This is a genomic window from Spirosoma arboris, assembly GCF_009754945.1.
In the GTDB taxonomy this organism is placed as follows: domain Bacteria; phylum Bacteroidota; class Bacteroidia; order Cytophagales; family Spirosomataceae; genus Spirosoma; species Spirosoma arboris.
Genome location: NZ_WPIN01000014.1, coordinates 130,048 through 153,710, shown reverse-complemented (window position 1 = coordinate 153,710; position 23,663 = coordinate 130,048). Strand labels below are relative to the sequence as shown.

At 44.2% G+C, this 23,663-nt stretch carries 18 protein-coding genes; 6 read left to right on the top strand and 12 right to left on the bottom strand.

Annotated elements, in window-relative coordinates; all coding sequences use genetic code 11:
- Window positions 1-3: 3 nt before the first annotated feature.
- The 3 genes from GO755_RS29250 to GO755_RS29240 all read right to left on the bottom strand — a co-directional run bounded on the left by GO755_RS29250 (window position 4) and on the right by GO755_RS29240 (window position 3,513).
- Window positions 4-1,446, bottom strand: coding sequence for a toll/interleukin-1 receptor domain-containing protein (locus GO755_RS29250; protein ID WP_157588970.1), 1,443 nt, complete (start codon window positions 1,444-1,446; stop codon window positions 4-6).
- 571 nt (window positions 1,447-2,017) lie between these two features.
- Window positions 2,018-2,356 carry a hypothetical protein gene (locus GO755_RS29245; protein WP_157588969.1) on the bottom strand — a complete coding sequence of 113 codons (339 nt, stop codon included), beginning with the start codon at window positions 2,354-2,356 and terminating at the stop codon, window positions 2,018-2,020.
- A 2-nt stretch (window positions 2,357-2,358) separates the two neighbouring features.
- Window positions 2,359-3,513 (bottom strand): patatin-like phospholipase family protein, encoded by a 1,155-nt coding sequence (locus tag GO755_RS29240; RefSeq protein ID WP_157588968.1) that lies wholly within the window; start codon window positions 3,511-3,513, stop codon window positions 2,359-2,361.
- Window positions 3,514-3,792: 279 nt separating this feature from the next.
- Here GO755_RS29240 and GO755_RS29235 point away from each other — a divergent pair, with 279 nt between their 5' ends.
- Genes GO755_RS29235 through GO755_RS29225 form a run of 3 tightly spaced genes read left to right on the top strand, consistent with a single transcriptional unit; the run spans window position 3,793 to window position 11,673 of the window.
- Window positions 3,793-8,526, top strand: coding sequence for an nSTAND1 domain-containing NTPase (locus GO755_RS29235; RefSeq protein ID WP_157588967.1), 4,734 nt, complete (start codon window positions 3,793-3,795; stop codon window positions 8,524-8,526).
- Between the two features lie 27 nt (window positions 8,527-8,553).
- Window positions 8,554-8,982, top strand: coding sequence for a toll/interleukin-1 receptor domain-containing protein (locus tag GO755_RS29230; RefSeq protein WP_157588966.1), 429 nt, complete (start codon window positions 8,554-8,556; stop codon window positions 8,980-8,982).
- 48 nt (window positions 8,983-9,030) lie between these two features.
- Complete coding sequence (locus tag GO755_RS29225; protein ID WP_157588965.1) at window positions 9,031-11,673, top strand: tetratricopeptide repeat-containing protein; 2,643 nt, start codon at window positions 9,031-9,033, stop codon at window positions 11,671-11,673.
- A gap of 21 nt (window positions 11,674-11,694) precedes the next feature.
- Here GO755_RS29225 and GO755_RS29220 read toward each other — a convergent pair whose 3' ends face one another.
- From GO755_RS29220 to GO755_RS29210, 3 genes are read right to left on the bottom strand one after another with little or no spacing between them, the layout of a single operon-like run.
- Entirely contained in the window at window positions 11,695-12,390 is a 696-nt protein-coding gene (locus tag GO755_RS29220) for a hypothetical protein (RefSeq protein ID WP_157588964.1), read from the bottom strand.
- A gap of 57 nt (window positions 12,391-12,447) precedes the next feature.
- Window positions 12,448-14,010, bottom strand: a complete 1,563-nt coding sequence (locus GO755_RS29215; protein WP_157588963.1) for a pYEATS domain-containing protein — start codon at window positions 14,008-14,010, stop codon at window positions 12,448-12,450.
- A complete protein-coding gene (locus GO755_RS29210; RefSeq protein WP_198174974.1) occupies window positions 14,007-15,386 on the bottom strand; it encodes a TRAFs-binding domain-containing protein in 1,380 nt (459 codons plus the stop codon). Before GO755_RS29210 ends, GO755_RS29215 begins: the two co-directional genes overlap by 4 nt.
- 331 nt (window positions 15,387-15,717) lie before the next feature.
- Between GO755_RS29210 and GO755_RS29205 the strand changes: the two genes are divergently transcribed.
- Window positions 15,718-16,152: a DoxX family protein gene (locus GO755_RS29205; protein ID WP_157588961.1), complete on the top strand. Its 435-nt coding sequence runs from the start codon at window positions 15,718-15,720 to the stop codon at window positions 16,150-16,152.
- A gap of 117 nt (window positions 16,153-16,269) precedes the next feature.
- On the opposite strand, the gene GO755_RS29200 is transcribed toward GO755_RS29205, so the two are convergent.
- Window positions 16,270-17,322 carry a spore photoproduct lyase family protein gene (locus tag GO755_RS29200; protein ID WP_157588960.1) on the bottom strand — a complete coding sequence of 351 codons (1,053 nt, stop codon included), beginning with the start codon at window positions 17,320-17,322 and terminating at the stop codon, window positions 16,270-16,272.
- A 277-nt stretch (window positions 17,323-17,599) separates the two neighbouring features.
- Between GO755_RS29200 and GO755_RS29195 the strand changes: the two genes are divergently transcribed.
- Together GO755_RS29195 and GO755_RS29190 are read left to right on the top strand one after the other, a co-directional pair.
- Window positions 17,600-19,156 (top strand): hypothetical protein, encoded by a 1,557-nt coding sequence (locus tag GO755_RS29195; protein WP_157588959.1) that lies wholly within the window; start codon window positions 17,600-17,602, stop codon window positions 19,154-19,156.
- A gap of 5 nt (window positions 19,157-19,161) precedes the next feature.
- Window positions 19,162-19,689: a YceI family protein gene (locus GO755_RS29190; protein ID WP_157588958.1), complete on the top strand. Its 528-nt coding sequence runs from the start codon at window positions 19,162-19,164 to the stop codon at window positions 19,687-19,689.
- A gap of 26 nt (window positions 19,690-19,715) precedes the next feature.
- Here GO755_RS29190 and GO755_RS29185 read toward each other — a convergent pair whose 3' ends face one another.
- From GO755_RS29185 to GO755_RS29165, 5 genes are all read right to left on the bottom strand, one after another.
- Window positions 19,716-20,534 (bottom strand): sulfate/molybdate ABC transporter ATP-binding protein, encoded by an 819-nt coding sequence (locus tag GO755_RS29185; protein ID WP_157588956.1) that lies wholly within the window; start codon window positions 20,532-20,534, stop codon window positions 19,716-19,718.
- Window positions 20,531-21,196 carry a molybdate ABC transporter permease subunit gene (gene modB / locus GO755_RS29180; protein ID WP_157588954.1) on the bottom strand — a complete coding sequence of 222 codons (666 nt, stop codon included), beginning with the start codon at window positions 21,194-21,196 and terminating at the stop codon, window positions 20,531-20,533. The genes GO755_RS29185 and modB overlap by 4 nt, the downstream gene beginning before the upstream one ends.
- An 11-nt stretch (window positions 21,197-21,207) precedes the next feature.
- Window positions 21,208-21,957: a molybdate ABC transporter substrate-binding protein gene (gene modA, locus GO755_RS29175; protein ID WP_157588953.1), complete on the bottom strand. Its 750-nt coding sequence runs from the start codon at window positions 21,955-21,957 to the stop codon at window positions 21,208-21,210.
- 18 nt (window positions 21,958-21,975) lie between these two features.
- Window positions 21,976-23,061 carry a cytochrome-c peroxidase gene (locus GO755_RS29170; RefSeq protein ID WP_157588951.1) on the bottom strand — a complete coding sequence of 362 codons (1,086 nt, stop codon included), beginning with the start codon at window positions 23,059-23,061 and terminating at the stop codon, window positions 21,976-21,978.
- 73 nt (window positions 23,062-23,134) lie between these two features.
- Window positions 23,135-23,647, bottom strand: a complete 513-nt coding sequence (locus tag GO755_RS29165) for a molybdopterin-dependent oxidoreductase (protein WP_157588949.1) — start codon at window positions 23,645-23,647, stop codon at window positions 23,135-23,137.
- Between the last annotated feature and the right edge of the window lie 16 nt (window positions 23,648-23,663).

The following is a 23,663-nucleotide window of genomic DNA, read 5'->3' as shown; positions in this document are numbered from 1 at the left end:
GGCCTACATATTTTTAATTATGATTTGCATTTGATTATATAACGCTGTCCAATAATAATCACGTTTAGGCCATTTGTCAATTGGCAAAAGTCTACCCTTTGAGTTTGTTGGAATTGCTTGTAGATTAGCCAAGTTCCTCTCTATTTTCCACGCGTCTGTAAATTTTTCTGATAGTTTACGCCCCAAATCGTCCGGTAGGTCTTTATCTCCCCATGGACATTCACCCATCATGATTGGTATAATACGTATAGTTGGGTCGTCCTTATAGAGATCAAGCGCATATTTAAGTTCTTCATACCAGCAATAGGAAGAACGCAAGTAATCCCAAGTCAATATCAATAAAATAATACGAGCTTTTTTAATCTGATTTTCTATTTCTGTCGACCATTTTTCCCCACCCTCTAATCTAACATCAGTCCATATAATCAATTTTTTTTGATACATTGCTTCTAAATTATTCTTCAATATTGTCATCTCATTAATATTATTGTGAGCATAAGAAATAAATACTGAAATCGGCTCTTTATCATTTAAATTAATTTCACTGGCAAAATCTCCATAATGGTCTGAATTAGATTCCAAAATTGTTTCGTCTTGCATTTTCTTTAGTTTTGCATGCCAATCTTTTAGAAACTGTTTAGGATCAATATCCATAAAATCTAAAGAAAAATTATCTACTACAAATGTTCGGGTTTTTTCAGAAAGTCCACTTTCATAAGCTTTGAGATAAGTAGCATTAATTCCACAAATCTTTTTAAGTAGTAAATGTGTATACCAATTTTCGAAAGGTACACCTAAGAAAACGAAGGTTATAGCTTCACCTAAAACATACTGCAAATTGGTTGGCAACTCGCGCGCTCCTAACACGCCAGATATATAATCAAATAAATCTTCAAATGTAAGTAATGGTTGCTCGATGGTTTTGTTGCTTATATTCGGGTTTAGAATTGGGGGAAGCATATTATATACTAAAGGTTGTTCTTTTGTAGGTTCTGCTACACTTATAGGTGGGTCCTTCACCGGTTGAAAACCGAATTTTGCTTTTGACCCATACTTTGATTTTAACCTAATAGTTTTAAATAATCCATCATGTGGAATAAAGGACAAAATTAAATGAAAAGGCAATAATGCGACCAGTTCATATACTTCTTTCAACTCGTTACACTTTTCATAAAAATCATTTAATTCAAATCTTAATTTATTTCGTATCGCATTTTCCTTTGGAATGTGCAATAGTTGTTCATTTGAAAAAATTTTTATTCCTGAATGTTTTTTAAATATAGATTCACTTACGAATTCAAATAAAGTTTTCCCCTGAATAGTTATAACATCGGGCCCTAAAATCAAAATGCATTTATTGGCTTGCTGTGCATCAATAATTTTATCCCAATCCTCATCTAACGGAAGAACAGGATCAGGAAGGCCACTTGACAAATAAGCCGACATACTTTATTAATGATTAAAATAAGTTAATAACTTTATTACTTATTAGTCTTTGTCTTGCTTTAATCAAGGCAAACAATATTGACTGACTAAGTTACTTAGAATTTCATTTGGATTCGATTATTTCCAATCAACTAACAGACTAATTAATTTTTGCAAAATTTTCCAGACTTAGAAAGCCCCAAAGAAGAAATATTTAGCTATTTTGGCTAGCCTCATTGCACAACTAAACCAGTAATAACTAGCAACTATTTTGGCTCCTAGGGTTTTGAAATTAAAAATCCAAATTATTAAAAAAAATAGTAAGCTGTTGGCAGGGCTGGACCTGCATGATCATATAGTTCATTGAAACGGTCTACCCAGCCTGGTCCTGCAAATTGAACGGATTCGTCCAGGAACTGACCTAATGTCTGGTCGGGAAACGGCAACCCAGGAGTTCCGATTCCCCCGTGAGTTGAAATCGCTTCTGAGTGGCTTCCAGTGAAGCTCTCACCACGACTCCTAGTTCTTGATGGTGATCTTTATAGTCTTGTAAAGCCTGTTTTGCCTTAACTGCTGACTCATACTCTAATTCTCATGTATCGGGATGCCCTTCGGCCAATGCAATAATTACCGTGAGGAATCCCAGAGCACTGCCACCTGAGTAAAAATGACTTAAATCCTTATTAAATCCACGCTCATAGTCTTGTTTCAGAAAAGGAGGCATTAGTGCAGCAACCCACCGATTGGCATCGGTCTCCTTATCGGCCCAGGAGGCTATCCAACGAGTTTTCGTATTACGGCAAAAAGCGATAAATCTCCGCCTTCTTATTCGGATCGAGTGTCTTGATGTTTTCCCAAAAATTGACCAATAATTCGGGTCGCGTTTGGCCACCTCCCTGGTACCAGACGGTCGAACGACAAACGCTTTCATAATCAGATGAAATTACCCAGATGGGCGATTTTCACCTGAGCAGCGGCAGCTGTTTTTCCCACCAGTTGAAGTTGATCCTTAAACTTAACGGAGTCGAGCTGGCGAACATCGTCGGATTTAATAGTGGAAAGTCCTAACGCATTTAACCCATCCTGGCTCAGATCAACATTGTAGCGAACATATCGGAAGAGTCGTTTCGCCCGATCCGGGTTTGCCATAGCCTCCTCAGGCAGCACTAAGTCTCCAAGCTCCCGGTCAATGGGCGCTCCATAGGCGCAACAACCAAACGTTCGACAATTGATATCCTGATCTACCAGACTCGCATACATCAGATTATCAGGTAGTGACTTGAGTGTGTCTATAATATTGCCATAACCACCTGTCGTTACAGATGCGCCCGTTCCAACAGATACCAACAATAAATTATCCTCACCAGTCTGCCACTCTAGTTTATAAGCAGGGTGTGTAGCCATCCGAAACAGCAAAAAGGCAGGATTATTATATGGAGTCATTCCGCCATCAACATACTCAAAGGTCTTTTTGGCATTTTTAGCTTCCCACTCTAATTTTTCAGGTGGGAAATAAACGGGTGCAGCAGTGCTGGCCCTTACGAGTTGAAAGAGTTTAATTCTTAAATTACAATCCGGGCGATTGGGATCATTGTACTTCGCCCAGGGGTTATTGCTGATAGGCCAGGGAGAATCGGTAGTTCGATTCATAGTCACCACCAGAAGTAAACTATGGAATTGGCCAGCGTTTAAAAACAGGTCTGTTCCATCGCCAAAAGTCGCTTTTAGTTCTTCAAGTAATGCCTGATCAGAGTATAGATTATGCCCCCAGTTCGCCAGAAACGCTTTGTCGAACATAGCTTCCCCTTTTTCAAGATAGAAGTCTATCAATTTCTGAACGGAAAAGCCCAGGCTCAGACCAGCGGCAATAATGGCGCCGGTACTGGTACCAGCAATGTAATCGAAATACTCGGCTAAACGGAAGTCGTCTCCTCTACCCAGTTTAGTTTTTAATTGACTTTCTAATTCAAGCAGTATCTGAAGCGTAATCAGGCCACGAATGCCCCCTCCATCCAGAGCCAGAAGTTTACGTTGTGGTTGTGCAATACTGTAACGATAGGCAAGTGTGCCCCAAGATGGTTGTGTCATATGATATGGAAAGGAAAGGGTATGAGGTAAGGAAAATAAGCGCGTTTTCTAAGTATTCAAAATTTATATCAGCGCGTTTTAGCTAACGGTCGTATCATCACTCAAATCATTTAGGCCAGCTTACCTACCGTTAGCTAAAAACAGCTAAGAATCAGCTAGATATATGGTATTTTAGTTAATAAGCTTGCCTTTTACCAAAAGCGACATTGACTAATCTGACTACTCCTTTAAAGGTCAGTTTGATCAACCATATTATCCATACACAACCTCACAAATCAAATGGAAATGTCAGCAACTTATGAGTTGTTTATTTCTCACGCTAAAGCCGATCAGCAATGGGTATATGGCTATTTGCTACCCGAACTCGGCCTATCCCCTAAACAAGTAATTACTACCTCCCAATTTCAACCGGGAAAATCAATAGTAGCTGAATTTGAACGAGCCATAAAGGCTAGTCGGTATGTTATATTAGTCTTCACACCAGCCTATATTGCTGATGATTGGGCAGATTTTAGTGAACAACTTGCGACATACGCAGTTGTAGCCAGCCAACGGAACCGTCTGATTCCAATTAAACTAGAAGAAGTCAGCATACCGCTTCGTATCGAGTTTCGGGTTAGCCTTGATTTTCGGTTAGCCACCGATTGGGCCACTGAAACCACTCGGTTGCGAGACTTACTTCTGCTTCCCGAACCAACCACAGAGACAATTCCTTGTCCCTATCCAGGATTGCGACCTTTCACAACCGAAAATGCATCTGTTTTTTTTGGGAGGGACGACGAAATCAATGATATGCTTCGTCGGCTTCGCTATCAGCATTTTATTGCCATTATCGGCGCATCAGGTTCAGGCAAATCATCCCTCACTTATGCCGGGATATTATCTCAGCTCCCCCAAAGCAGTTTTTTCACTAAAGGCTATTGGTTAGTCCGCGATATGCGTCCGGGCGATCAGCCCACAGAAAGACTTAGTACTTTATTAGAAGGAGAACTAACCACCGACCCAAGCACTCTTATTTGTGATTTGCTGGATAAGAATAAGCCGTCGGAACGGTTACTGCTTGTTATTGACCAGTTTGAAGAATTATTCAATCTGGCGAGTCGGGACGAGCAGGATAAATTTACTACAGCCCTACAAAATCTTCGTCGGCACCCAGACTGTTGTATTTTATTATGTATGCGGGCTGCCTTCTATCAGGATTTAATGGGAAGCCGATTATGGCCAATTGACGCTAGCGAACGATTGGAATTAGTGCCGTTACGAGATGAATCGTTAGCAAAGGCAATTGAAAAACCAGCTAGCGGTGTAGGCGTTTTTCTTGAACCGAAGTTGCTGGATCGCTTATTAAGTGACGCAGCTAACGAGCCAGGAGTACTGCCTTTGATGCAGGAAGCCATGGTGTTGCTTTGGGAAAAGAGATCCAATAAACTAATTACATTCCAATCTTATAAACAACTTGGCAAAAGTGGCCTTGCCGTTGCCATGGCAGCTAAGGCAGATGCCACGTATGCGAGTTTGTTGCCTGAGCAGCAGTTGATAGCCCGACGCATTTTCCTTCGGTTGGTTCAATTTGGCGAAGGCCGCCCCGATACCCGTCGACAACAACCAGTTTCGGAACTACACAGTACAGATGATAATCCGACTGAATTTACAACTTGTATTAATCATCTAGTCAATAATCGGTTATTAACGTTCAATGCAGAAGAAAACAGTAAAAATCCCAATGTCGATATTGCCCATGAATCCCTAATCGATGGCTGGCCCAAGTTACAAGGCTGGATTAGAGAACGAAGGGAAACCGAGCAAGTAAGAAGGCGACTGGAACAAAAAGCTGCCGAGTGGGTACGTTTAGGCCGCAGCAACGGTGGTTTACTCGACGCCACCGAACTACTTGAGGCTACCAGTTGGCTCAACAGCCCTGATGCAAAAGATTTAGGTTTTAGCGATGACGTACAGGCTTTAGTAGGAGTCAGTCAAAGAGAATTGGATGCCATTAAAGAGGCAAAAGAGGCTGCTCGTGAGAAGGAAATAAAGGATATACGACAGCGAAATTATATTATATCGACTATAGCCGTATTTGCTATTGCCGCTTTCATTTACGCGGTAATTGAATTAAATATCGCTCAGTCTCGACAGTTAGCTGCTCAAGCATTAACGTACATTGATGTGCAGTTAGATCGCGCTCTTTTCTTAAGCAGTAAGGCTTATAACAAAGATAACAATATCGATACACGAGGAAGCCTTTTATCAACCCTTGGTCAAAGCCCTCATTTACGAAAATTTTTGCACAGTCATTCGGCATTTGCCTGGAATGTAAAAATTAGCCCCAACAGTAAAATTTTTGTCTCAGGTCATGCAGATGGTACAATCGTGTTCTGGGATTTGATTAATGAGAGGCCATTGACCAAACCTCTTTTGGGACATTCAAAGGCCGTAAATGTCGTTGAATTTAGTCCAGATGGGAAAACAGTCGCTTCGGCGAGTGCCGACGGAACAATTGTTTTATGGGATGTTCTTACCCGAAAATCTATCGATACACTGGTGGACAAAAACAATAATATTGCTGCCTTAGCATACAGTCATAATGGAAACCTACTGGCATCTGGTGGCACAGATAAACAGATTACTCTCTGGAATGCGGTTACGCATCAATTTATTGATTCATTATCTGCGCACGAAAGTACTATTAATTGCATAGCGTTTAGCCCAGATGGGCAATTAATAACCTCAGGAGATTCTGATCAAAAAATCATATTCTGGAATACAAAAACCCGTAAACCTATAGGTGATCCGCTCGATGAACACTATGGTAGTGTATATGCACTGGCATTTAGTCCTGATGGCACATTGTTGGCATCTGGCTCAGGAGGTGATACCGATAAAAACTTAATTATCTGGGATGTTCCCAGCAGGCGCTCATTAGAATATGCCTTTTTAGGACACACAGAATCTGTTATGGGATTGAAGTTTAGTCCAACCGGAGATACGTTATTTTCCTGTGGCGCAGATCGAAAAATTATTCAATGGAACATGAATAATTATGAGCAGTTAGGAAATCCTTTGACAGGTCATCGGGATCAGATAAATAGTGTCGACATCACGCAAGATGGCAAAACTCTTATTTCCTCTGGTTGGGATAACAATATTATTCTTTGGGATTTGCCGAATCCTAATTTGCTCGGCGAAAAATTATTCCAGTCGCCATTTGCTATTCAATCTATTAGATTCGACTCAGATCAGAAACATATGCTTACCGGTGATCAACATGGGACGTTAACTTTCAATGATCTTGATCAAAAACCGACCATTTCATTCTCCACTCAGACAACAATGTACCCTAATTGCCTAGCATTAAGTAGTGATCGGAAGATATTAGCTTCTGGTCAGTCAGATGGTACGCTAACCCTATGGAATATTGCCAGTCAACAACCAGTTTGCCCTGCTGTAAAACTTCATACAGAATCTATTTCCTGTATTGCCTTCAACAAGGAAAACACACTAGTTGCCACAGGTAGCGATGATGGAACTGTTAAATTATGGAATGTAGCTACCCAGAAATCAACAGGTTTAAAGCTAAGAGCTCATAGGGGCGATGTCAACAGCCTCACATTTAGTCCAGATGGGCTAACTCTGGCGGTTTGTTATGACCGTTGTACTGTTGTATTGTACAATACTAAAACCTGGAAGCGTATAAGATCTACAGTATTAATTGATACGGATAGTGTCTGTACTGCTTATGCCAAATCTGCCAGCTTTAATCCAAGCGGAGAAATTTTAGCCATCGGAGATGACAGCCAAAATAACAGACTTCGGCTGTGGGATATTAATAGGGAAAAGTTTACCCTACTTGAAAGCAAAAAAGGAATTAATGTGCTGTCATTTAATCCTAATGGTAATCAAATCGTTTCTGGCGGTTATGACGGAACCCTAAAATTCTGGAACCTTCCTTCCAAATATCCTAAAGAGATTAAATCTACACAGGGTACAATATACGGGTTATCCTATAGCCCTACCAGCAATCGATTGGCGGTAGCCAGTAAGAGTAAAACCGTTCGAATATATGATGCTAAAACGGGTAAGCTTACAGATACATTAGCTGGGCATAAGGAAGCTATCACCGATGTTCTGTTTATTAATGATAGCACTCTAGCTTCGGCTAGTAATGATAAATCAATTATTATATGGAATGTATTGTCTCATAAACCTATAGGAAAACCATTAAAAAGCAAGAACAGTATTATCAATTGTTTGGCTTTGTCGCCCAAAGGTGGAACTGTTGTTTTGGGTGATGATCAAGGTGTACTTACATTCTGGAATACCTTTGATAAACGATATACCAAATCACTCAAAGTAGACAAAAAAGCTGTTAACTACCTAGATATCAGTCCAAATGGGCGTTTACTGGCAACCTGTGGCGCCGACACAGTTATAAAATTATGGGATATCTCTACCTACAAATTAATTACCACCTTGCCTAAAATTCACAGAGCTGGTATAGCCTGTGTAAGATTTAGTCCTGATGGTAAACTACTTGCCTCAGGCGGAAGCGATCGGCTGATTATTCTATGGAATCTGAACGATTATAGTGCTATAGTTTTACCTAAAAATCATAGTAAAGAAATTAAACGTATCGCGTTTAGTCCAGATGGTAAATTGTTAGCCTCAAGCGCAAGCGACCGCATGATTTTTCTTTGGAACATTTCCAAAAGGCAACCAGTCGGGCCTGCACTAATGGGCCACGCAAACGGTATCTGGTCATTGGCTTTCAGCCCTAACGGAAAACTACTGGCATCTGGAGGAGATGATAAAAAGATTAATTTATGGAATGTAGCAACACACGATCGTTTTGGTTCGGCTCTCACAACATCTGATCAGGTTTGGGCACTAACGTTTAGCCAAAACAATGAATTCTTATTCTCTGGTGAACGAAATGGATACGTTACCCGCTGGGACCTTGACCCGAAAAAATGGGCGGAAAAAGCAAAGAAAATCGCCAATATTCAAGAGGACTAACTTGACATTATCCCAAACCCTATACCAATGAATGAGTATAAATTTGATGTCTTCGTTAGCTATCGCCAACGAAATCCTGAGATGACATGGGTGCGCCAGGTCTTGGTTCCTTATTTAGAAAAAGCAGGTTTACGAGTTTTCATTGACCACAAGTCGTTTCGACTTGGCGCTTCTCTCATTAAAGAAATGGAACGGGCAGTTGAGCAAAGTGCTTATACGCTGGCAGTGCTCACGCCAGCTTACTTAGAAAGTAATTTTACTGAATTAGAGAATCTACTATCACAACATCTTGGACTCGAAAAAAGCCAGCGTCGGCTGTTAATGATTATGCGGGAGATCTGTAATCCTAGACTCAGTATGTCGGCTAATATATGGCTTGATATGACAACTGATGCAGCGTACGAGGCCAATATTGACCGATTAATTGAGGCACTTAGACAGCCAAATGACGATTGAAAAACAATTGCCTGATTCGAACCACCTACCCACCAAACCTTCTACGACATGGATGCCATTAAAGAAGCCCGCTCATTTCTGAATCTGGATGGCCAACTTTCTACTCCAGCTCTGACTGCTAGAAAAGCGCTGGAACTTGCTCAGCAATTGTCCAATAAGCGAGCCCTCAGTTATGCCCGCCGAGTTCTGGAAAAAGCAAGAAAATTACCCGGTCTTTTGCCAGAGGTCCAGCTCAAGCTAGATCAGAAATGTGCAGTCAGCACGTATAAGGATCCAGATTTACCTTTACTTAAACGGCTGGATCAGGCGCTAGCTATCCTGGTAGAGGATTCTCCGAAACTTAGTTCTACTACAGAAAATTCAGAAACATTAGGTATTGCCGGGGCCATTTATAAGCGCAAATGGGAGTCGGATGGACAGGTCCAAAACCTGGAAACTTCTTTGGCTTATTATCAGCGTGGCTTTGACAGCTACATGACCGGCAAGCCTGAGTACGACGATTGGGGATATACGGGTGTCAACGCAGCCTTTATGCTGGATTTGCTAATTCAACAGGAAAGTCAGGAAGCGCAGCCCAAGGGAGTTACCCCTGAACGGTCAGTTTTACAGAAAAAAGCCAGCGGCATTCGGGAAGCCTTGAAAGAAAAATTAACAGTGGGGCATACGCCGGAAACCACTACAGATTATTGGTATCTGGTTACGGTGGCTGAAGTGTATTTTGGACTACAGGAGTACACAACTGCACGCTCCTGGCTGGAGCGTGCGTATACCTTTATTCAGGAGAAAAAAGGCACCCAGGACGCCATTCCTGATTGGCAAGTAGAAACCACAGCCCGACAATTAGCGAAACTGGCGGTATTACACGAAAATAGTGTTGAACAGGCACAGGTTTCAGAAGCCTGGACGGTTTTACGAGCCTTTACCAAAGTTGAGCCAGAGGCTTTACAGGCTATTTTTAATGGAAAGACCGGCCTCGCCCTATCAGGAGGTGGATTCCGGGCTTCGCTATACCATATTGGTGTTTTGGCCAAACTAGCCGAACTCGATAAACTTCGGCATATTGAAGTGCTGTCCTGTGTATCAGGCGGTTCCATTATTGGAGCCTACTACTACCTAAAGGCCAAAAATTTACTGGAATCTGTTCCAGACAGCGCTATTACCAGAGAGTGTTATATCGAACTGGTCAAAGACATTGAACGGGATTTTCTGGCGGGAGTGCAACGCAACATCCGAACTCGTGTACTCGCAGATTTCGGCAGTAATCTGAAGATGCTTATCGACCGAAATTACTCCCGTACCGAACGGGTTGGCGAATTATACGAACAGGAGCTTTTCGCCAAAATAAACGATACAGACAGGTATGCTGACTGCAGCAACGGAAATAAAAAAGGCCTAAGCGGTGATAGGCAATCTATTAATACAGATAATAAGCCAATCTGGCTCAATGAGTTATTAGTTAAACCGATTGACGACGATGGAAAGCCAATAGAATCTTTTTCAATTAAATCAGACAACTGGCGTAGGCAGGCCAAAGTACCTATGCTTATCCTGAACGCTACAACCCTTAATACCGGACATAACTGGCAGTTTACGGCGTCCTGGATGGGAGAATCTCCGGCGGCCATTCAGCAGATTGACGGCAATTATCGATTACGGCGAATGTATTACAAACCTGAAGTTGGGCGGTCTATCCGCTTAGGTCATGCCGTGGCTGCTTCATCTTGCGTACCCGGCTTGTTTGAGCCGCTGGCCCGAAAAGATTTGTATGAGCATAAAATCGTTCGACTGGTCGATGGTGGTGTTCACGACAATCAGGGTATTTGTGGATTACTGGAGCAGGATTGTTCAGTACTGTTGGTGAGCGATGCCAGCGGTCAGATGAGTTCGGAAGACGACCCCAGCAGCAGTATTCTGGGCGTTCCTCCACGCACCAACGACGTACTCATGGAGCGGATTCGGAATGCGCAGTATCAGGATTTGCTAAGTCTGAAACGAGCTGGTCTATTAAAGGAATTGATGTTCATTCACCTAAAAATGGATTTAGATGTTATCCCTGTCGACTGGATAAATTGTGAAGATCCTAGCCCAGTTAATCCCAACTTAGATCCCTTCACGAGTTATACTATTCGAAAAGACATGCAGGCTCGCCTATCTGCTATTCGAACTGATCTGGACTCATTTCATGATACTGAAGCATTTTCGTTAATGACCAGTGGCTATTTAATGGTTCATTCTACCTATTGCAAGGATAAACCAGTATCCAGCTCATGGAAATTTTTACAGATAAAAAATAATCTAACGTCAAAAGAAACAAATCCTGAATTGAAGCAGCTCCTGGATATCCTGGACGTATCCCGCGAAAAATTCATGAAAGTATGGATGCTTTCCGAGCCTCTACAACTTGCCCGAAAAATCCTTTTGGCAGGCCTTTTAGTCGGGCTCATCGCAATCGGATTCGCTATTTATCAGGCAGGCGCTTTATCGACCATAGTTAGCGCTATCGGCTGGGTTATTATTGCCTTGGCTTCTATATTAGTTATTAGAGCAATTGCCGGAAAACTACTTAACTATAAGGGAGCGATTACGCGCATTATCCTTGGTTTAGGATTAATTACAATAGGTTGGATAGTCTCTAATCTGCATTTATTATTTTTCGATAAGCTGTATTTACGGAAAGGAAAAGTTAACTAAATAGACTAGTAGTCAGAACACTTACATTGCCTTCCGAAGCTGAATACTGTACGAGCCTGTACTCATATAATCAGAAACCCAGGTAGTATTGTTGGCGATCACTTTAACTTGAATTAAGGCACCTTTCTGTACATTGAGCGCCTGAATAGATAAGCCTCCCGGCAATGGGAGAATTCTGGTTGGAAATTCTTCTGATATGGTATTGTCGATATATAATCGGTAGGTACAGCGTAGATAAGGCGATTCTAAAAAAGGACGGATTTCATTCGAAAAATCTTCGGGTAGTAGCTGCATATTTACCTGCACGTTCTGTGTCCACGAGCCTATTGTTTTAACAAGTTCAACCAGGAAACGATCCCGTCGACTCTCATCGTACTCAATACGCTGTCTATCGCCCGCAATGCCTCCCTGTGAATCAACGCCTGTTTCACGAACCTCAACAACTAGTCGTCTTGATTCAATAGCCACAGAAAGTTCATCCGTAACCCATCGGTGCGTAGGCCATATGCCATTCTCAGCCTTATCTCCACGCCGGGTTAAAAAAGCAATGAGGGCATCACTTCGTCTAATATTACCTGCCACAGCTTCTGACAATATTTGCCCCTGTATATCTTCACCAGATATCACATCATGTCCGAACGCTTTGATGACAGGAAATACTAGCTCAGGAATCCATTTATCACGATCATTATAACCGAAGGCAACGAATATTTTCATTGAATGAAGGGTATATAGGTGTGTTGTAAAATGAGTTGATTGACAGCCGCAAATGATTTATTTAGTCGTGAATGTGCCGTCTGGATAACCTAGTTCCAAATAATGGGTTACTTGTTTTTCTTTGCCGTTTTTAAACGTTATGGTCGCTCGAATTAAAAAAACACCCCACCCTACTGCGTCTAATCTGAATTTTGATTTTCGATCCGTTACCTTCCGAACCGGATTCGGAAAAGAAGAATGCAAATAATAGGTAACATAGGCTACAGTATCCAATGTTTTCTCCGTGCCTTTGACCCATATCCACCATTTCCAGGAGTCGTAAGAACTATTGCCCTGATATTCATAACCCTGCGCTAGTTGAATTTTCTCTTCGTCTAGTGTATCCTTCTGTTGCGGAGTCTCTTTAGCTGGTTCACCTAGAAAGCTAAAATCTACACCTCGTTTCTCGGCAACAGGCCCGCGCATTTCCAGTCTGCTAGGCACTTCTTTACTCCCAAGATTAGTCGTCTGTCGCGTCGTAAAGTGAGCGGCCATAACCTTATTTTGGGCAACCGTTTTACCAATAAGCTGTAATGCCGGCAGGGCGTCAACTGCATCAACTGCCAGAACGGATTCTGCCGGTATGGAAGCCAAGCCTATTGTGAACAGATTTGGATTTGAAAGTTCGATATCATACCGGAGATACGTAAAAAATTTACCTGGCAATCCAGATTTCTGCCCAATCATATCGCCTATTTCCTGCGTTAACACATCGCCAGCCACGCATCGGCCGAAAAAGCGACATAGATAATCCTGCTCAAAAGAAGCCGACTGTAGTAATCCTGACGAAATTGCCCCCATTTGAAAAAGTGGATTCACCTCCTTTGGGCCTATATTGACGTTGACGCCTGGATTTCGACCCGTTCCGACGGATGTAAGCTGTAATTTATCTTCGCCAACCGGCCAATTAATTTTATATATCGGAGACGTTACATTCAGAAATAAGAGGAATGCAGGATTATTGTACATACTGACACTTCCATCCACCATAGAGAGTGTAGCCGTTGGCAGTTGAATTTGTTCCGGACAAATAAATATAGGGGTGGTTAAACTGGCTTTTACAAGCTGCCAGAGCGGAATAGTCAGGTTGTTTTTAGGCTGGTTGGCCTGATTGTAAAAGGCGTTGGGATTGTTGGTAAGTGTCCAGGGAGAGTCAGAATCGGCCGCTTTAAGCACTAGCAACAACAAGGTTTTGAGTTTATCACTTCCCAGGAGTGTATCCAAACCAAACAATTCCTGAAGCATCTTGTCCAGTTTTTCTTCCCGTTGTCGACTTCGGACTGGGTACACCGAATCCGTCGGGGCAAATGCTTCTATGGCAATCGGAGTAAACTGAGTACAAATGTCAGCGACATGCATACCCAGCGACAGACAGGCCGCAATAAAGGCGCCAGAGCCAGTTCCGGCGATATAATCATAGTAATCGGCCAGAACAAATGTTTCTGGTGCGCCTTCCGTTTGCCGGATCGTCCGTTCAAGTTCGGCTAGTATCTCCAGCGAAATGGCGCTCCGTACTCCTCCTCCATCAAGGGCCAATAATCGCTTAGGCCCTGTTTTCGTAAGTTTTTCCTTAATAGTCATTGAACTAACGCTTTTATACGTAAAAGAATCGTAGTCAATTGAGAACTGATTGTTTCATCTTTAATAAGGCTGATCGCCGTTTCAAGGTCAGGAACAGTTGTCTCCAGCTTAAACGGCTGGACTCCGGTATCTCTCATTTCTTTATAAAGGTTTTGTGCCGTATTGATATCCCCAGCATCAAAGGCCAGACCAAGCAAGGTAGGTAATAGCCACTCATCAGAAGGGTCAATTGCCCGTTTCCGTTCGCAGGCTGCCAGGGCAATAATAGCCGCGACCTGAGCCTGCTTTCCATCATCAAATTCGTTACGAGTCCGTAGTAGTCGAGGGAGGTTACAGGATGGAAAATAATCATTTAAGTCAAGCATCATTCCCTTGGTATACTCCGCAATTGCCTGATCCAGATAGTTGCTCTTTTGTGAGGGATTGTCTTTCGTACTATTAAACAGTTTTTTATATCGCCCTCCAATTAGCCCGCGTCGCTCCGAGCTGTCTCCAGAAGTGGCGATTAACTCTTTTAGGGCAGCAATAGCTTCGATATGGCTGCCATTCTTAGATTTCACTAAACAAGTCTGTTCTTTTACAACCGGCAGGGATTGAAATGTATCAGGCAAACTTTCAAGAAAAACCAGCGTTTCTGCCCAATCGGCATTATCGCGAAGCAGGTAGATGATTTCCAGGGCGACTCCAGGTAATGTGTATGCTGCTTTTTTATACTTTTCAATTAATTGTTTCGATTGAGCTGACCGTTCTTTAGTATCCTGAAGGAGTCGGATTTTTCGTACTTCAGTCGAGAATCTAGATAATTCTTCAACCTGACCCCGAAATGAAGTCGTCCTGCTTATATCCATTTTGGACGGAAAACCGGGAAGCGAATCAAAAACTGGCGAGATTCCTGTTACAAGCGGCAATATCCCTTTTAACTTTTCTCGTACAGCCGCTGCGGTTTCGTCGGTTATAGTTCCTTCGGGCAAAGGATAACGAACCTGACGCATCTGACTAATATCGAACAATTGCTTCGACCAATCCGCCGAAATCATCACGCAGCCTGTTTCCCTGGCAGCATGCCGAACACCAATTTCATAATATACATTAGCGTTAGGCGTCGAGACATCAGCAATAACTAAATCGGCCAGAGCGAGTCGTTCAATCATCTCTTTGATAATCATAGCCCCCAAATCCTGATCTGCCCGTACTGGATAATAATTAAGGTCCTGATCAATGAGCGGAAAAAGGGCTTTGTCCCACAGTGCATCGTAATCAATAATGGCAACTCCACTTTCAGACTGAGTAGGCTTTTTGCCATAGGGCATAATCATAAAACAAATGGGTCTCAAAGGAGCCAATGCATTGCTGGCAGGATCAACGGTGGGATTCATAGGAACTGGATTGATGTGAAGAGTGATTTTAACTTGACAAGATGAGAGTAATTTAGTCAGTTCACCCATCTACTTGTCCAATCATCCAGACTATTTAGGAAACGGTAGATTACTTATATAATCGGGTATAATGAGCAGATTATGGCGACTGCATGTTAGGGAGTTCCAGCAAAATCAAGCTTACTAATTACCGCTAGTTCGGACAGAAGACGGTCGATTATTTTTTCTTTGACTAGCTAACCAATTTTCAAAATAACTCCCTAACAATCAGCTTGTTTTTTAGTTACCCTACCTGTATATTCGATTAGTTTTCACTAAACCACTTACAGGTATGAACGTTTTAAATCGAATTGAAAACTGGGGCGATACCCATCACCCTGCCTGGACCGACGCCCTGCGAATTGTGCTGGGCATTATACTGGTGCTGAAAGGCGTCAGTTTCATTAGTGATACGGCTTATTTGACTCGATTAGTCGGTGGTTTGCACTTTAGTCTCTGGCCCGTAATGCTGGTGCATTATGTGGCCTTTGCCCACTTGATGGGGGGCTTTCTGATCGCGCTCGGCTGCCTGACCCGTTTGATGGTTATTCTACAACTTCCTATTCTGGTAGGTGCGCTCTTTTTCGTCAACATTAGTCAGGGTTTTTCGCCCTTGAATTCTGAGCTTTGGCTGTCGGTTATCGTCTTGTTATTGTTGCTCTGGTTCCTCGTCATCGGCTCCGGCAAGTTCTCGATGGACGAGTATGTAAAGCAGCATAGTCACTAATCTGAACCGGGATTTAGCTGATTTAGGGATTCAAGCTGATTTTGTTTTGCGCGTCAAAGATGCGAATCTATTTAAAAAGCAAAATCAGCTTGAATCCCTAAATCAGCTAAATCCCGGTCAGAAAATATACCGAATCTCACACCACGGAATCTCTTCCCGAACTAATTGCTCGAAAATTTCAATCATTTTCCGCTTCAACTGGTGGTTATAACGGATATTCCAGCCACCAAACTGGCTGACTTTACTCTCCTGTAATTCAGGTACCCACAGCAGTTCTTCGGCTTTTGGGTTGATGGCTAAATTGGCCTGATGCTGCCATTGGTTGTGAGTCAGAAAAATAACTTCACATTTGAGCTGCTCTCGGACTTGGGGACGTAGCGTTGCATTGAGCTGACGAAATAGCTCGCGGTAGTCGTTGCGCCACGCTTTGCGATCCCCATCGGGACCGCTGTAGACGATAACTGGCGAGAAATTGACGTGCACTTCGTAACCTGCGTCGTAGAAGTCATTAATCGCGGCAATCCGCTTTTCGATGCTATCCGTTCGCACGTCCACAAGTTTGCTGACGTGGCTGGGCATCAGACTGAAGCGGATGCGTATTTTCCGTTTTGGATCGAAGTTGAGGAGCGCTGGGTTTACGAATTTAGTCGCGAACGTAGCTTTGGCACGTGGATGATCGCGGTAAAAAGAGAATACCTCCTGAATGCCATCAGTCAGGTCGTAATCAATCGAAATATCCGAGTTGCAACCGATGTCATAGGTCCAGAACGTCGGGTCTGTCTGATTGATAGGCTTAGGCCAAGCCAGTGAATGAACATGTTGGTCAACACTCGCCAGATTCTCGTCGATGTTGGTAAATAGTGTAATCGGATTAGCGTTTTTGTGCCGGTCAACGTAGCAATAGGCACACCCACCGAAACAGCCATTTGCCAGACTTGGCGCAATGTAATCTGCACTACGACCGCTCCATTTTATATCCTGCGTCTTCAATTTACCCAGCACCAACACGTCGGACTTGATCTTGAAATGATTCATACCCAACTCGGGTAAGCGGTTGTGCTGCTTCAGCTCGAGCGTCTCGACATTCGGAAAATGCGCCAATATGGCCTCCCCCCGTTCGTTGAGCGCGTCGGCAGTATATAAGATAATTGACGGATTGAAATCGGGCATGAATCAGGCATTGAGCGTCTAGTAAATAAACGTCTGGCAGCATTGCTAAGTTCAAAATAAATCACAGACAACTACTTGATTTACAGAACAATAATACTATTTCTCATATAAAAAATATCCATTTACGCTTCTCCTGGCAAATTGCGAATCAGCCTACTTCTTTATTTCTTGGGACGATTCGAATTAATCCTTATCACTGACAACATTGACCGCATACTCAAAGAGTTGTTCAACTAGCTTTCCATTATTATATTTTGCTAAAAAACCATTCCTGTGCATGAAACAGCTTCTATCGGCTCTATCCATCCTCTTTTTGAACTGTTTACTTCTGGGCATCTTTAGTTATACTACACAAACAAATGGAGATCAGGCGAATGTATTGGTTCCCTTTACGCCTGATATTCCACGCACCTGGGACAGTACGGCGATGGCTACCGTTGAACTGCCTCTGGCCACCTCAAAAGCTTCGCCAAAGCATGTACCGACCAGTTATTATTATCAGTTGCCCGAACGGGTTATTTATAAAAATTACCCAGTCTATGCGCCCGGTCGTGAACCCAAAGGGTATTGGGAATGGCTAAAGAAACAGGAGCCACAGGTAGTTTTCGACCCAGCAAAACTCAAAACCGAAGCAGACTGGATTAAGGCGGGTGAGTTGCTTTTCGATGCGCCAATTGATCTTGACGGTGCCATTATATCGGATGAGGATATTCGTGATCCAGCTTTTTATGCGTACACCAAAATGCCGTTGACCAAAGATGGCATTATGCCCTATGCCCGATACGTTATTCCGGAAAAAGGGAAAGTGTTAACGGGAAATCTTGCCTGTAGTATGTGCCACACCCGTGTCGAGTCGAACGGAATGGTACTTAAAGGCGCCCAGGGCAATTTCCCCGGCGATTTAGCCACCGCCTGGCTGATTCGAAAACCTGACTTTCCTGAAGCAGGTGCCCAATTTTTATCAGGCATTTTATTTGATGCTCCCTTTGTGAAAGACGACCCGAATAGTCAGCTTAGTCATAGCTCAAAAGCGGCAATTACTAAGGCTTTCGAAGCGGTTCCTCCTGGTACATTTGGCCGTCAGGGCACCAGTATTTTGTTTCCTCCTTCGGTACCTGACCTGATCGGGGTTCAGGATCGTACGTATCTGGATCACGGTGGTCTGTCTCGCCACCGGAACATCGGCGATATGATGCGTTATATTGCCATCAATCAGGCATTGGATTTTTTAGGTGATTACGACGGCTATATTCCTGCCGGAGATCAGCACAAAACAAGGCCCGAAGCCGGTAAAAGTCGTTTTACCGGCACGTTTGATCGACACAGTGAAGCCCAATTGTATGCGCTTGCCAAGTACGTTTATTCGCTGAAACCACCCGTCAATCCCAACAAACCAACTGAGATTTCGAAACGTGGTGAAACGGTTTTCATTGAGCAAGGTTGCGTCAGTTGTCATACACCACCGCTTTACACCAACAATATGTTAACACCCGCAGATGGTTTTACCGTGCCTGAAGACCATCTGAAAAAATATGATATTTTCGACATTTCTATCGGCACTGATCCGGGCTATACGCTGAAAACACGGCGGGGTACTGGGTATTATAAAATTCCGTCGTTGAAAGGTGTCTGGTACCGAGGGCCTTTTCTGCACGATGGTTCGTTGGCCAAACTAGATGACATGCTTGACCCAAAACGACTTCGAGACGACTATATTCCGACCGGATTTAAAGGGGCAGATGTAAAAACAAGGGCTGTTCGTGGGCATGAGTTTGGCCTGGAATTATCGCCAACTGATCGAAATGCGCTATTGGCCTTTCTCAAAACGCTTTAACACGTATGCAACCATCCTTATGGCTTTATTTGCTGCTTTGCCTGTTTGCCGGTTCCGTACCTCCGAATACAAAAATTGAAGAATCAGAAATTCGGTTTCAAATTGTAAATGCGGGATTAACTGTAAATGGCACGTTTACGGGTACAGAGGCCGCTATTCAGTTCAACCCCGAACATCCCGAACAAGCTCTGATTCAGGCGTCAGTTCCAGTCAATACCATAAAAACGGGTTTGACGCTACGAGACAAGCATTTACAGAAACCGGATTATTTCGATGCCGAAAAGAATCCGATGATTACGTTACAGTCGAAGACCATTCGAAAAATCAGCCCGAATACCTACGAAGGCATTTTTGAGCTTACCATGAAAGGCATCCACCGAGACGTAAAATTGCCATTTTCGGTATCTCCCAAAAACGAATTTATAGGCAATCTGAAAGTCAATCGATTGGATTTCGACCTCGGCAAACCAAGTCTGATTCTCGCCGATGAGGTAATGATCAACATTCGGGTTAAAATGGCCGAAGGGTCTTGATTCAGGCTATGCTAGTTGCCCATGAATTAACTGACTCCAATCTGGATTAAATCGCCCACGCGTCGATTTTCCCAAGCCGGATTGGATGATTGTATCAGAGTCGTATCGGTTTCAATAATCCAATACTGCCGGGCTTCATCGTACTCAATACGTTTGATCGCTTCCAGCTGAACTCTGGCCGTAATTCGGTTTGCGATAAGGTCGTCCGTTTGAATACGGCCCTGTACCATGCGAATAACCCGATCGGCGAGCGCCTGTACATCGACCTCGTGGTGACTCACCAGTAGCGTTGTTGTCCCCCAGTTCTGATGCAGTTTCAGCAACACTTGCCGAAGCGTCTGACTGGCATCGGCATCCAGTGCGGCAAACGGTTCATCCAATAGTAAGAGTTTAGGCCGACGAACCAATGCACGGGCCAACGCCACCCGCTGCCGCTGCCCTCCTGACAAGCGTATGGGCTTTTGATCGATAAAGGGTTCCAGACCTGTGGCCTCAACCAATTCATCCAGTAAAGCTCTCTGTCCAGATGGAGCCGCATATTGAATATTTTCCCGAACGGTCATATTCGGAAACAGAGCCGTATCCTGAAACACATAGCCAATCGAACGTTGCTGAGGAGGCCGGTTTATCGCCTGTTGCTTGTCTAGCCATACGTCGTTATCAACCACGATTCGCCCCTGTTGAGGTGTTTCGAGCCCTGCCAGCAATCGCAGCAGCGTCGTTTTTCCAGAGCCAGAAGGTCCAACCAATGCGAGTAAGCTACCCGATTCGATCTCAAGTTTTACATGAAGATCACTGGCCCCTTCAGCAAACAGGCGTGGTATGACAACGTCGATGTGAATCATACCGTTACGCGTTTATTGATGCCATATACCAACAACAAAATGGCAAACGAAAGGCCCAGCAACAAAGCTGCGTAAGTATGGGCCGTTTCGAAATGAAGCAATTCGACTTCGTCATAAATGGCGATGGAAGCGACGCGGGTCTGACCAGGTAAGTTTCCGCCAATCATTAGCACCAGGCCAAATTCGCCAATAGTGTGGGCAAACGTAAGAACAATGCCGGTGAGCAATGCAGGTTTACAGTTGGGTAACAAGACACGCCACATCGTTCGACTGCGCGATTGGCCTAATGTGTAGGAAGCTTCCCGCCAGGAAATAGGGAGATTTTCTATACCAGCTTGAACCGGATGCACCATAAACGGCAAACTATACAACAACGAAGCCACGACTAAGCCTTCGAACGAAAATACAAGCTGAAGATCGACCGTTTTTAACAGCCAGGCCCCGAATGCGCTGGTCGGACTGAAGGCTACGAGCAGGTAAAAGCCAACAACCGAAGGTGGCAATACCAGCGGGAGACTAATCAGGGCTTCGACTACTGGTTTGAATCGAAAGCGACTAAGCGCCAGCCAACCCGCTAAGGGAACGCCGATCAGGAGTAAAATGAAGGTGGTGATACCCGCTAAGCGTAAGGTTAGCCAGATGGGTTCCCAGTCGATGGGCATGATTATCAGATTCAGGAAGCGGGCGAACGGTAGCCAAACTGTTGCAAAATACGCCGGGCCGCCGGACTACGCAAAAACTCCATAAACTGCTGGGCTTCTTTCGTTAGGGTGCTTCGTTTCAAAACGACAACCCCTTGTGCAATCGGCGAATAGCCTGTTGTTGGCAAGTCGATCCAGTGTCCGCGCTTCGTCAGGCTAGGGTCGAGCACCACCGATTTGGCCGTAAAGCCTATCTCGGCTGCGCCAGTCAATACGTATTGGTTCACCTGGGCGATGCTTTCGCCGTAAACAACTTTGGGCTGTACCTGATCCAATAACTTTTTGTATTTCAGGAACGAAACAGCTGCTTCTCCGTATGGAGCGGTAGCCGGATTTGCAATGGCAACGTGGTGAACAGAAGGATCAGAAAGTACTTTTAAATCGGCAGTTAATGGTAGCTCACTTAGCGTCCAGAGTACCAGAGAGCCATACGCATAAATAACGGGAGCGTCCACCGTTAATCCTGCTTTGTGCAGTGTTTGCGGATAATCCATATCAGCCGACAGAAACACATCATAAGGTGCTCCCTGCTGAATTTGGGTGGTAAGTTTACCCGATGAGTTCACGATAGACTCCACCTCGACGCCCGTCTTTTTCTGAAACGCCGTTTTTAACTGTTCCATCACGAACTGCGCATTAGCCGCCACTGCTACGCGCAGAGGCTGGGTCTGCGCTAACAGTGTTACGGGAAGCAGAAGAAGGGAAAGAAGTAGTTTTTTCATAAGGCAAAGAATTCGAGGCTATTTTTTGGTAGTTAAACTCGTTAAATGCGGATTCCCGAATTTTGGATTATTGATAAACGTACTATCCGTAAACAAATGCAAAAAGGCAATCAGATCCGTCTTTTCTCCCGCAGTCAAATGAAATCCGTTTGTATGACCCGGCAGCTCACGACTTAACGTCGGGCTGGCCAGAATGTGCTCACTATAATGATCCAGCACGTCATTCAGCGTTGCCAATCGACCGTCGTGCATGTAGGGAGCCGTTAGCGCAACATTTCGTAAGGTCGGTACGCGGAATCGTCCGTGATCGAGTTCCAGTCCGGTAATCCCCTGCCGACCAGAATCAGTCGCTTTCTGCTCAAGGCCGTTGTTGTGAAATAATTCCTGATAGAGTTTTGGGCCTCCGTGACAATGAGCGCAGTTGCCACCCCGAACATTCCGCTCCATCGACGGTGCAACATTGAATAACTGTAAACCCCGTTGTTCCGATTCAGTTAGTTTATAATTTCCCTCCAAATACTGGTCGTAGGGCGAATTAGCTGAAATCAGCGTTCGTTCAAATTGGGCGATGGCTTTGCCGATACGTGCATCAGTAATCGTGTCGGAGCCGAAGACACGTTTGAAAAGGGCAGGGTAAGAAGTCGTTTTTTGTAAAACCTGGGCTGCTTCGCCCGGAGCTAACCCCATTTCGTCGGGATGCGCCATGGGGACCAGCGCTTGTTCTTCGAGACTACTCGACCGGCCATCCCAAAACAACTGTCTTACCCACAATAAATTGACTAAGGACATTGAATTCCGTTGGGTACGTTTTCCAGTAACGCCGACACTCAAGGCCTGTCCATCGGTAAATGCGCGCGCTTGCTGGTGGCAACTTGCACAGGAGATGGTTTTCGTAGACGATATACTGGGTTCGTAAAATAACATCCGCCCGAGATAAACGCCCTCCTGCGTCGTAGGATTATCGGCGGGAATGGTAAATCGCCCCCCGAATGAAGCGGGGTAATGGAGCGCGTATGGGCCTGTTGGCACAGGCTCGTCAACCGTCCAGGCCGAAGCCAGAACGGCAACAAACGCCAAACCAAGACCGATATGACCAATACGCATAACCCGTTTTTTAATGAAGAATGAAGAATATCGCTGGAGCCTTATTCTTCACTCTTAATTCTTCATTCTTAACTTATTTAGCGAACCGCACCTCAATCGACTTCACCTCCCGAATCCAGCGGGCAGGTTTTTTCTCACCGGGAACCACCACCCGATAAGGCCCAACACCCTGAGGTAGTGGCGCTCCATCGACGGCGTCGGCCAGGACAATTACCCGGCTGGCAAAATCAGGATCGATTTCAGCGAGTGCGAAAATGACTTCATAACCGTCGATCGCTTTTATAGCAACGTACTTGGTCAGGTTTTCGCCCCGAAGCGCACTGCCTAGCGTAGCTCCCGCCTGCTTGAGCAATTCCGAAAGCGGTATCCCAGAATATTTATGTTCCTTTGCATCCCGATCATTACCCGTTACCTCGGTATGTGGCATCGCTTTCAAATCGGCGGCTTGCAGCGTCAATGGTTTGGTTACCTCGCCTGAGATGATCAGCACGGTCTGTGCTCTTAGGTTGATAGGCATCAAACCCGCTATCAGCAGAAAAACAGCCAGCCATCGGGTCAAATTAATAATCAATTTTTGTCGATTCATAAAGAATGGTCAATTT

Bases quoted from the DNA above. Each gene is read 5' to 3' on its own strand.
- GO755_RS29195 (WP_157588959.1), top strand. From the start codon at position 17,600: ATGAAACAGCTTCTATCGGCTCTATCCATCCTCTTTTTGAACTGTTTA.
- GO755_RS29220 (WP_157588964.1), bottom strand. From the start codon at position 12,390: ATGAAAATATTCGTTGCCTTCGGTTATAATGATCGTGATAAATGGATT.
- GO755_RS29250 (WP_157588970.1), bottom strand. From the start codon at position 1,446: ATGTCGGCTTATTTGTCAAGTGGCCTTCCTGATCCTGTTCTTCCGTTA.
- GO755_RS29170 (WP_157588951.1), bottom strand. From the start codon at position 23,061: ATGCGTATTGGTCATATCGGTCTTGGTTTGGCGTTTGTTGCCGTTCTG.
- modB (WP_157588954.1), bottom strand. From the start codon at position 21,196: ATGCCCATCGACTGGGAACCCATCTGGCTAACCTTACGCTTAGCGGGT.
- GO755_RS29165 (WP_157588949.1), bottom strand. From the start codon at position 23,647: ATGAATCGACAAAAATTGATTATTAATTTGACCCGATGGCTGGCTGTT.
- GO755_RS29225 (WP_157588965.1), top strand. From the start codon at position 9,031: ATGGATGCCATTAAAGAAGCCCGCTCATTTCTGAATCTGGATGGCCAA.
- GO755_RS29230 (WP_157588966.1), top strand. From the start codon at position 8,554: ATGAATGAGTATAAATTTGATGTCTTCGTTAGCTATCGCCAACGAAAT.
- GO755_RS29235 (WP_157588967.1), top strand. From the start codon at position 3,793: ATGGAAATGTCAGCAACTTATGAGTTGTTTATTTCTCACGCTAAAGCC.
- GO755_RS29240 (WP_157588968.1), bottom strand. From the start codon at position 3,513: ATGACACAACCATCTTGGGGCACACTTGCCTATCGTTACAGTATTGCA.
- GO755_RS29185 (WP_157588956.1), bottom strand. From the start codon at position 20,534: ATGATTCACATCGACGTTGTCATACCACGCCTGTTTGCTGAAGGGGCC.
- GO755_RS29200 (WP_157588960.1), bottom strand. From the start codon at position 17,322: ATGCCCGATTTCAATCCGTCAATTATCTTATATACTGCCGACGCGCTC.
- GO755_RS29190 (WP_157588958.1), top strand. From the start codon at position 19,162: ATGCAACCATCCTTATGGCTTTATTTGCTGCTTTGCCTGTTTGCCGGT.
- GO755_RS29210 (WP_198174974.1), bottom strand. From the start codon at position 15,386: ATGAATCCCACCGTTGATCCTGCCAGCAATGCATTGGCTCCTTTGAGA.
- GO755_RS29205 (WP_157588961.1), top strand. From the start codon at position 15,718: ATGAACGTTTTAAATCGAATTGAAAACTGGGGCGATACCCATCACCCT.
- modA (WP_157588953.1), bottom strand. From the start codon at position 21,957: ATGAAAAAACTACTTCTTTCCCTTCTTCTGCTTCCCGTAACACTGTTA.
- GO755_RS29215 (WP_157588963.1), bottom strand. From the start codon at position 14,010: ATGACTATTAAGGAAAAACTTACGAAAACAGGGCCTAAGCGATTATTG.
- GO755_RS29245 (WP_157588969.1), bottom strand. From the start codon at position 2,356: ATGAAAGCGTTTGTCGTTCGACCGTCTGGTACCAGGGAGGTGGCCAAA.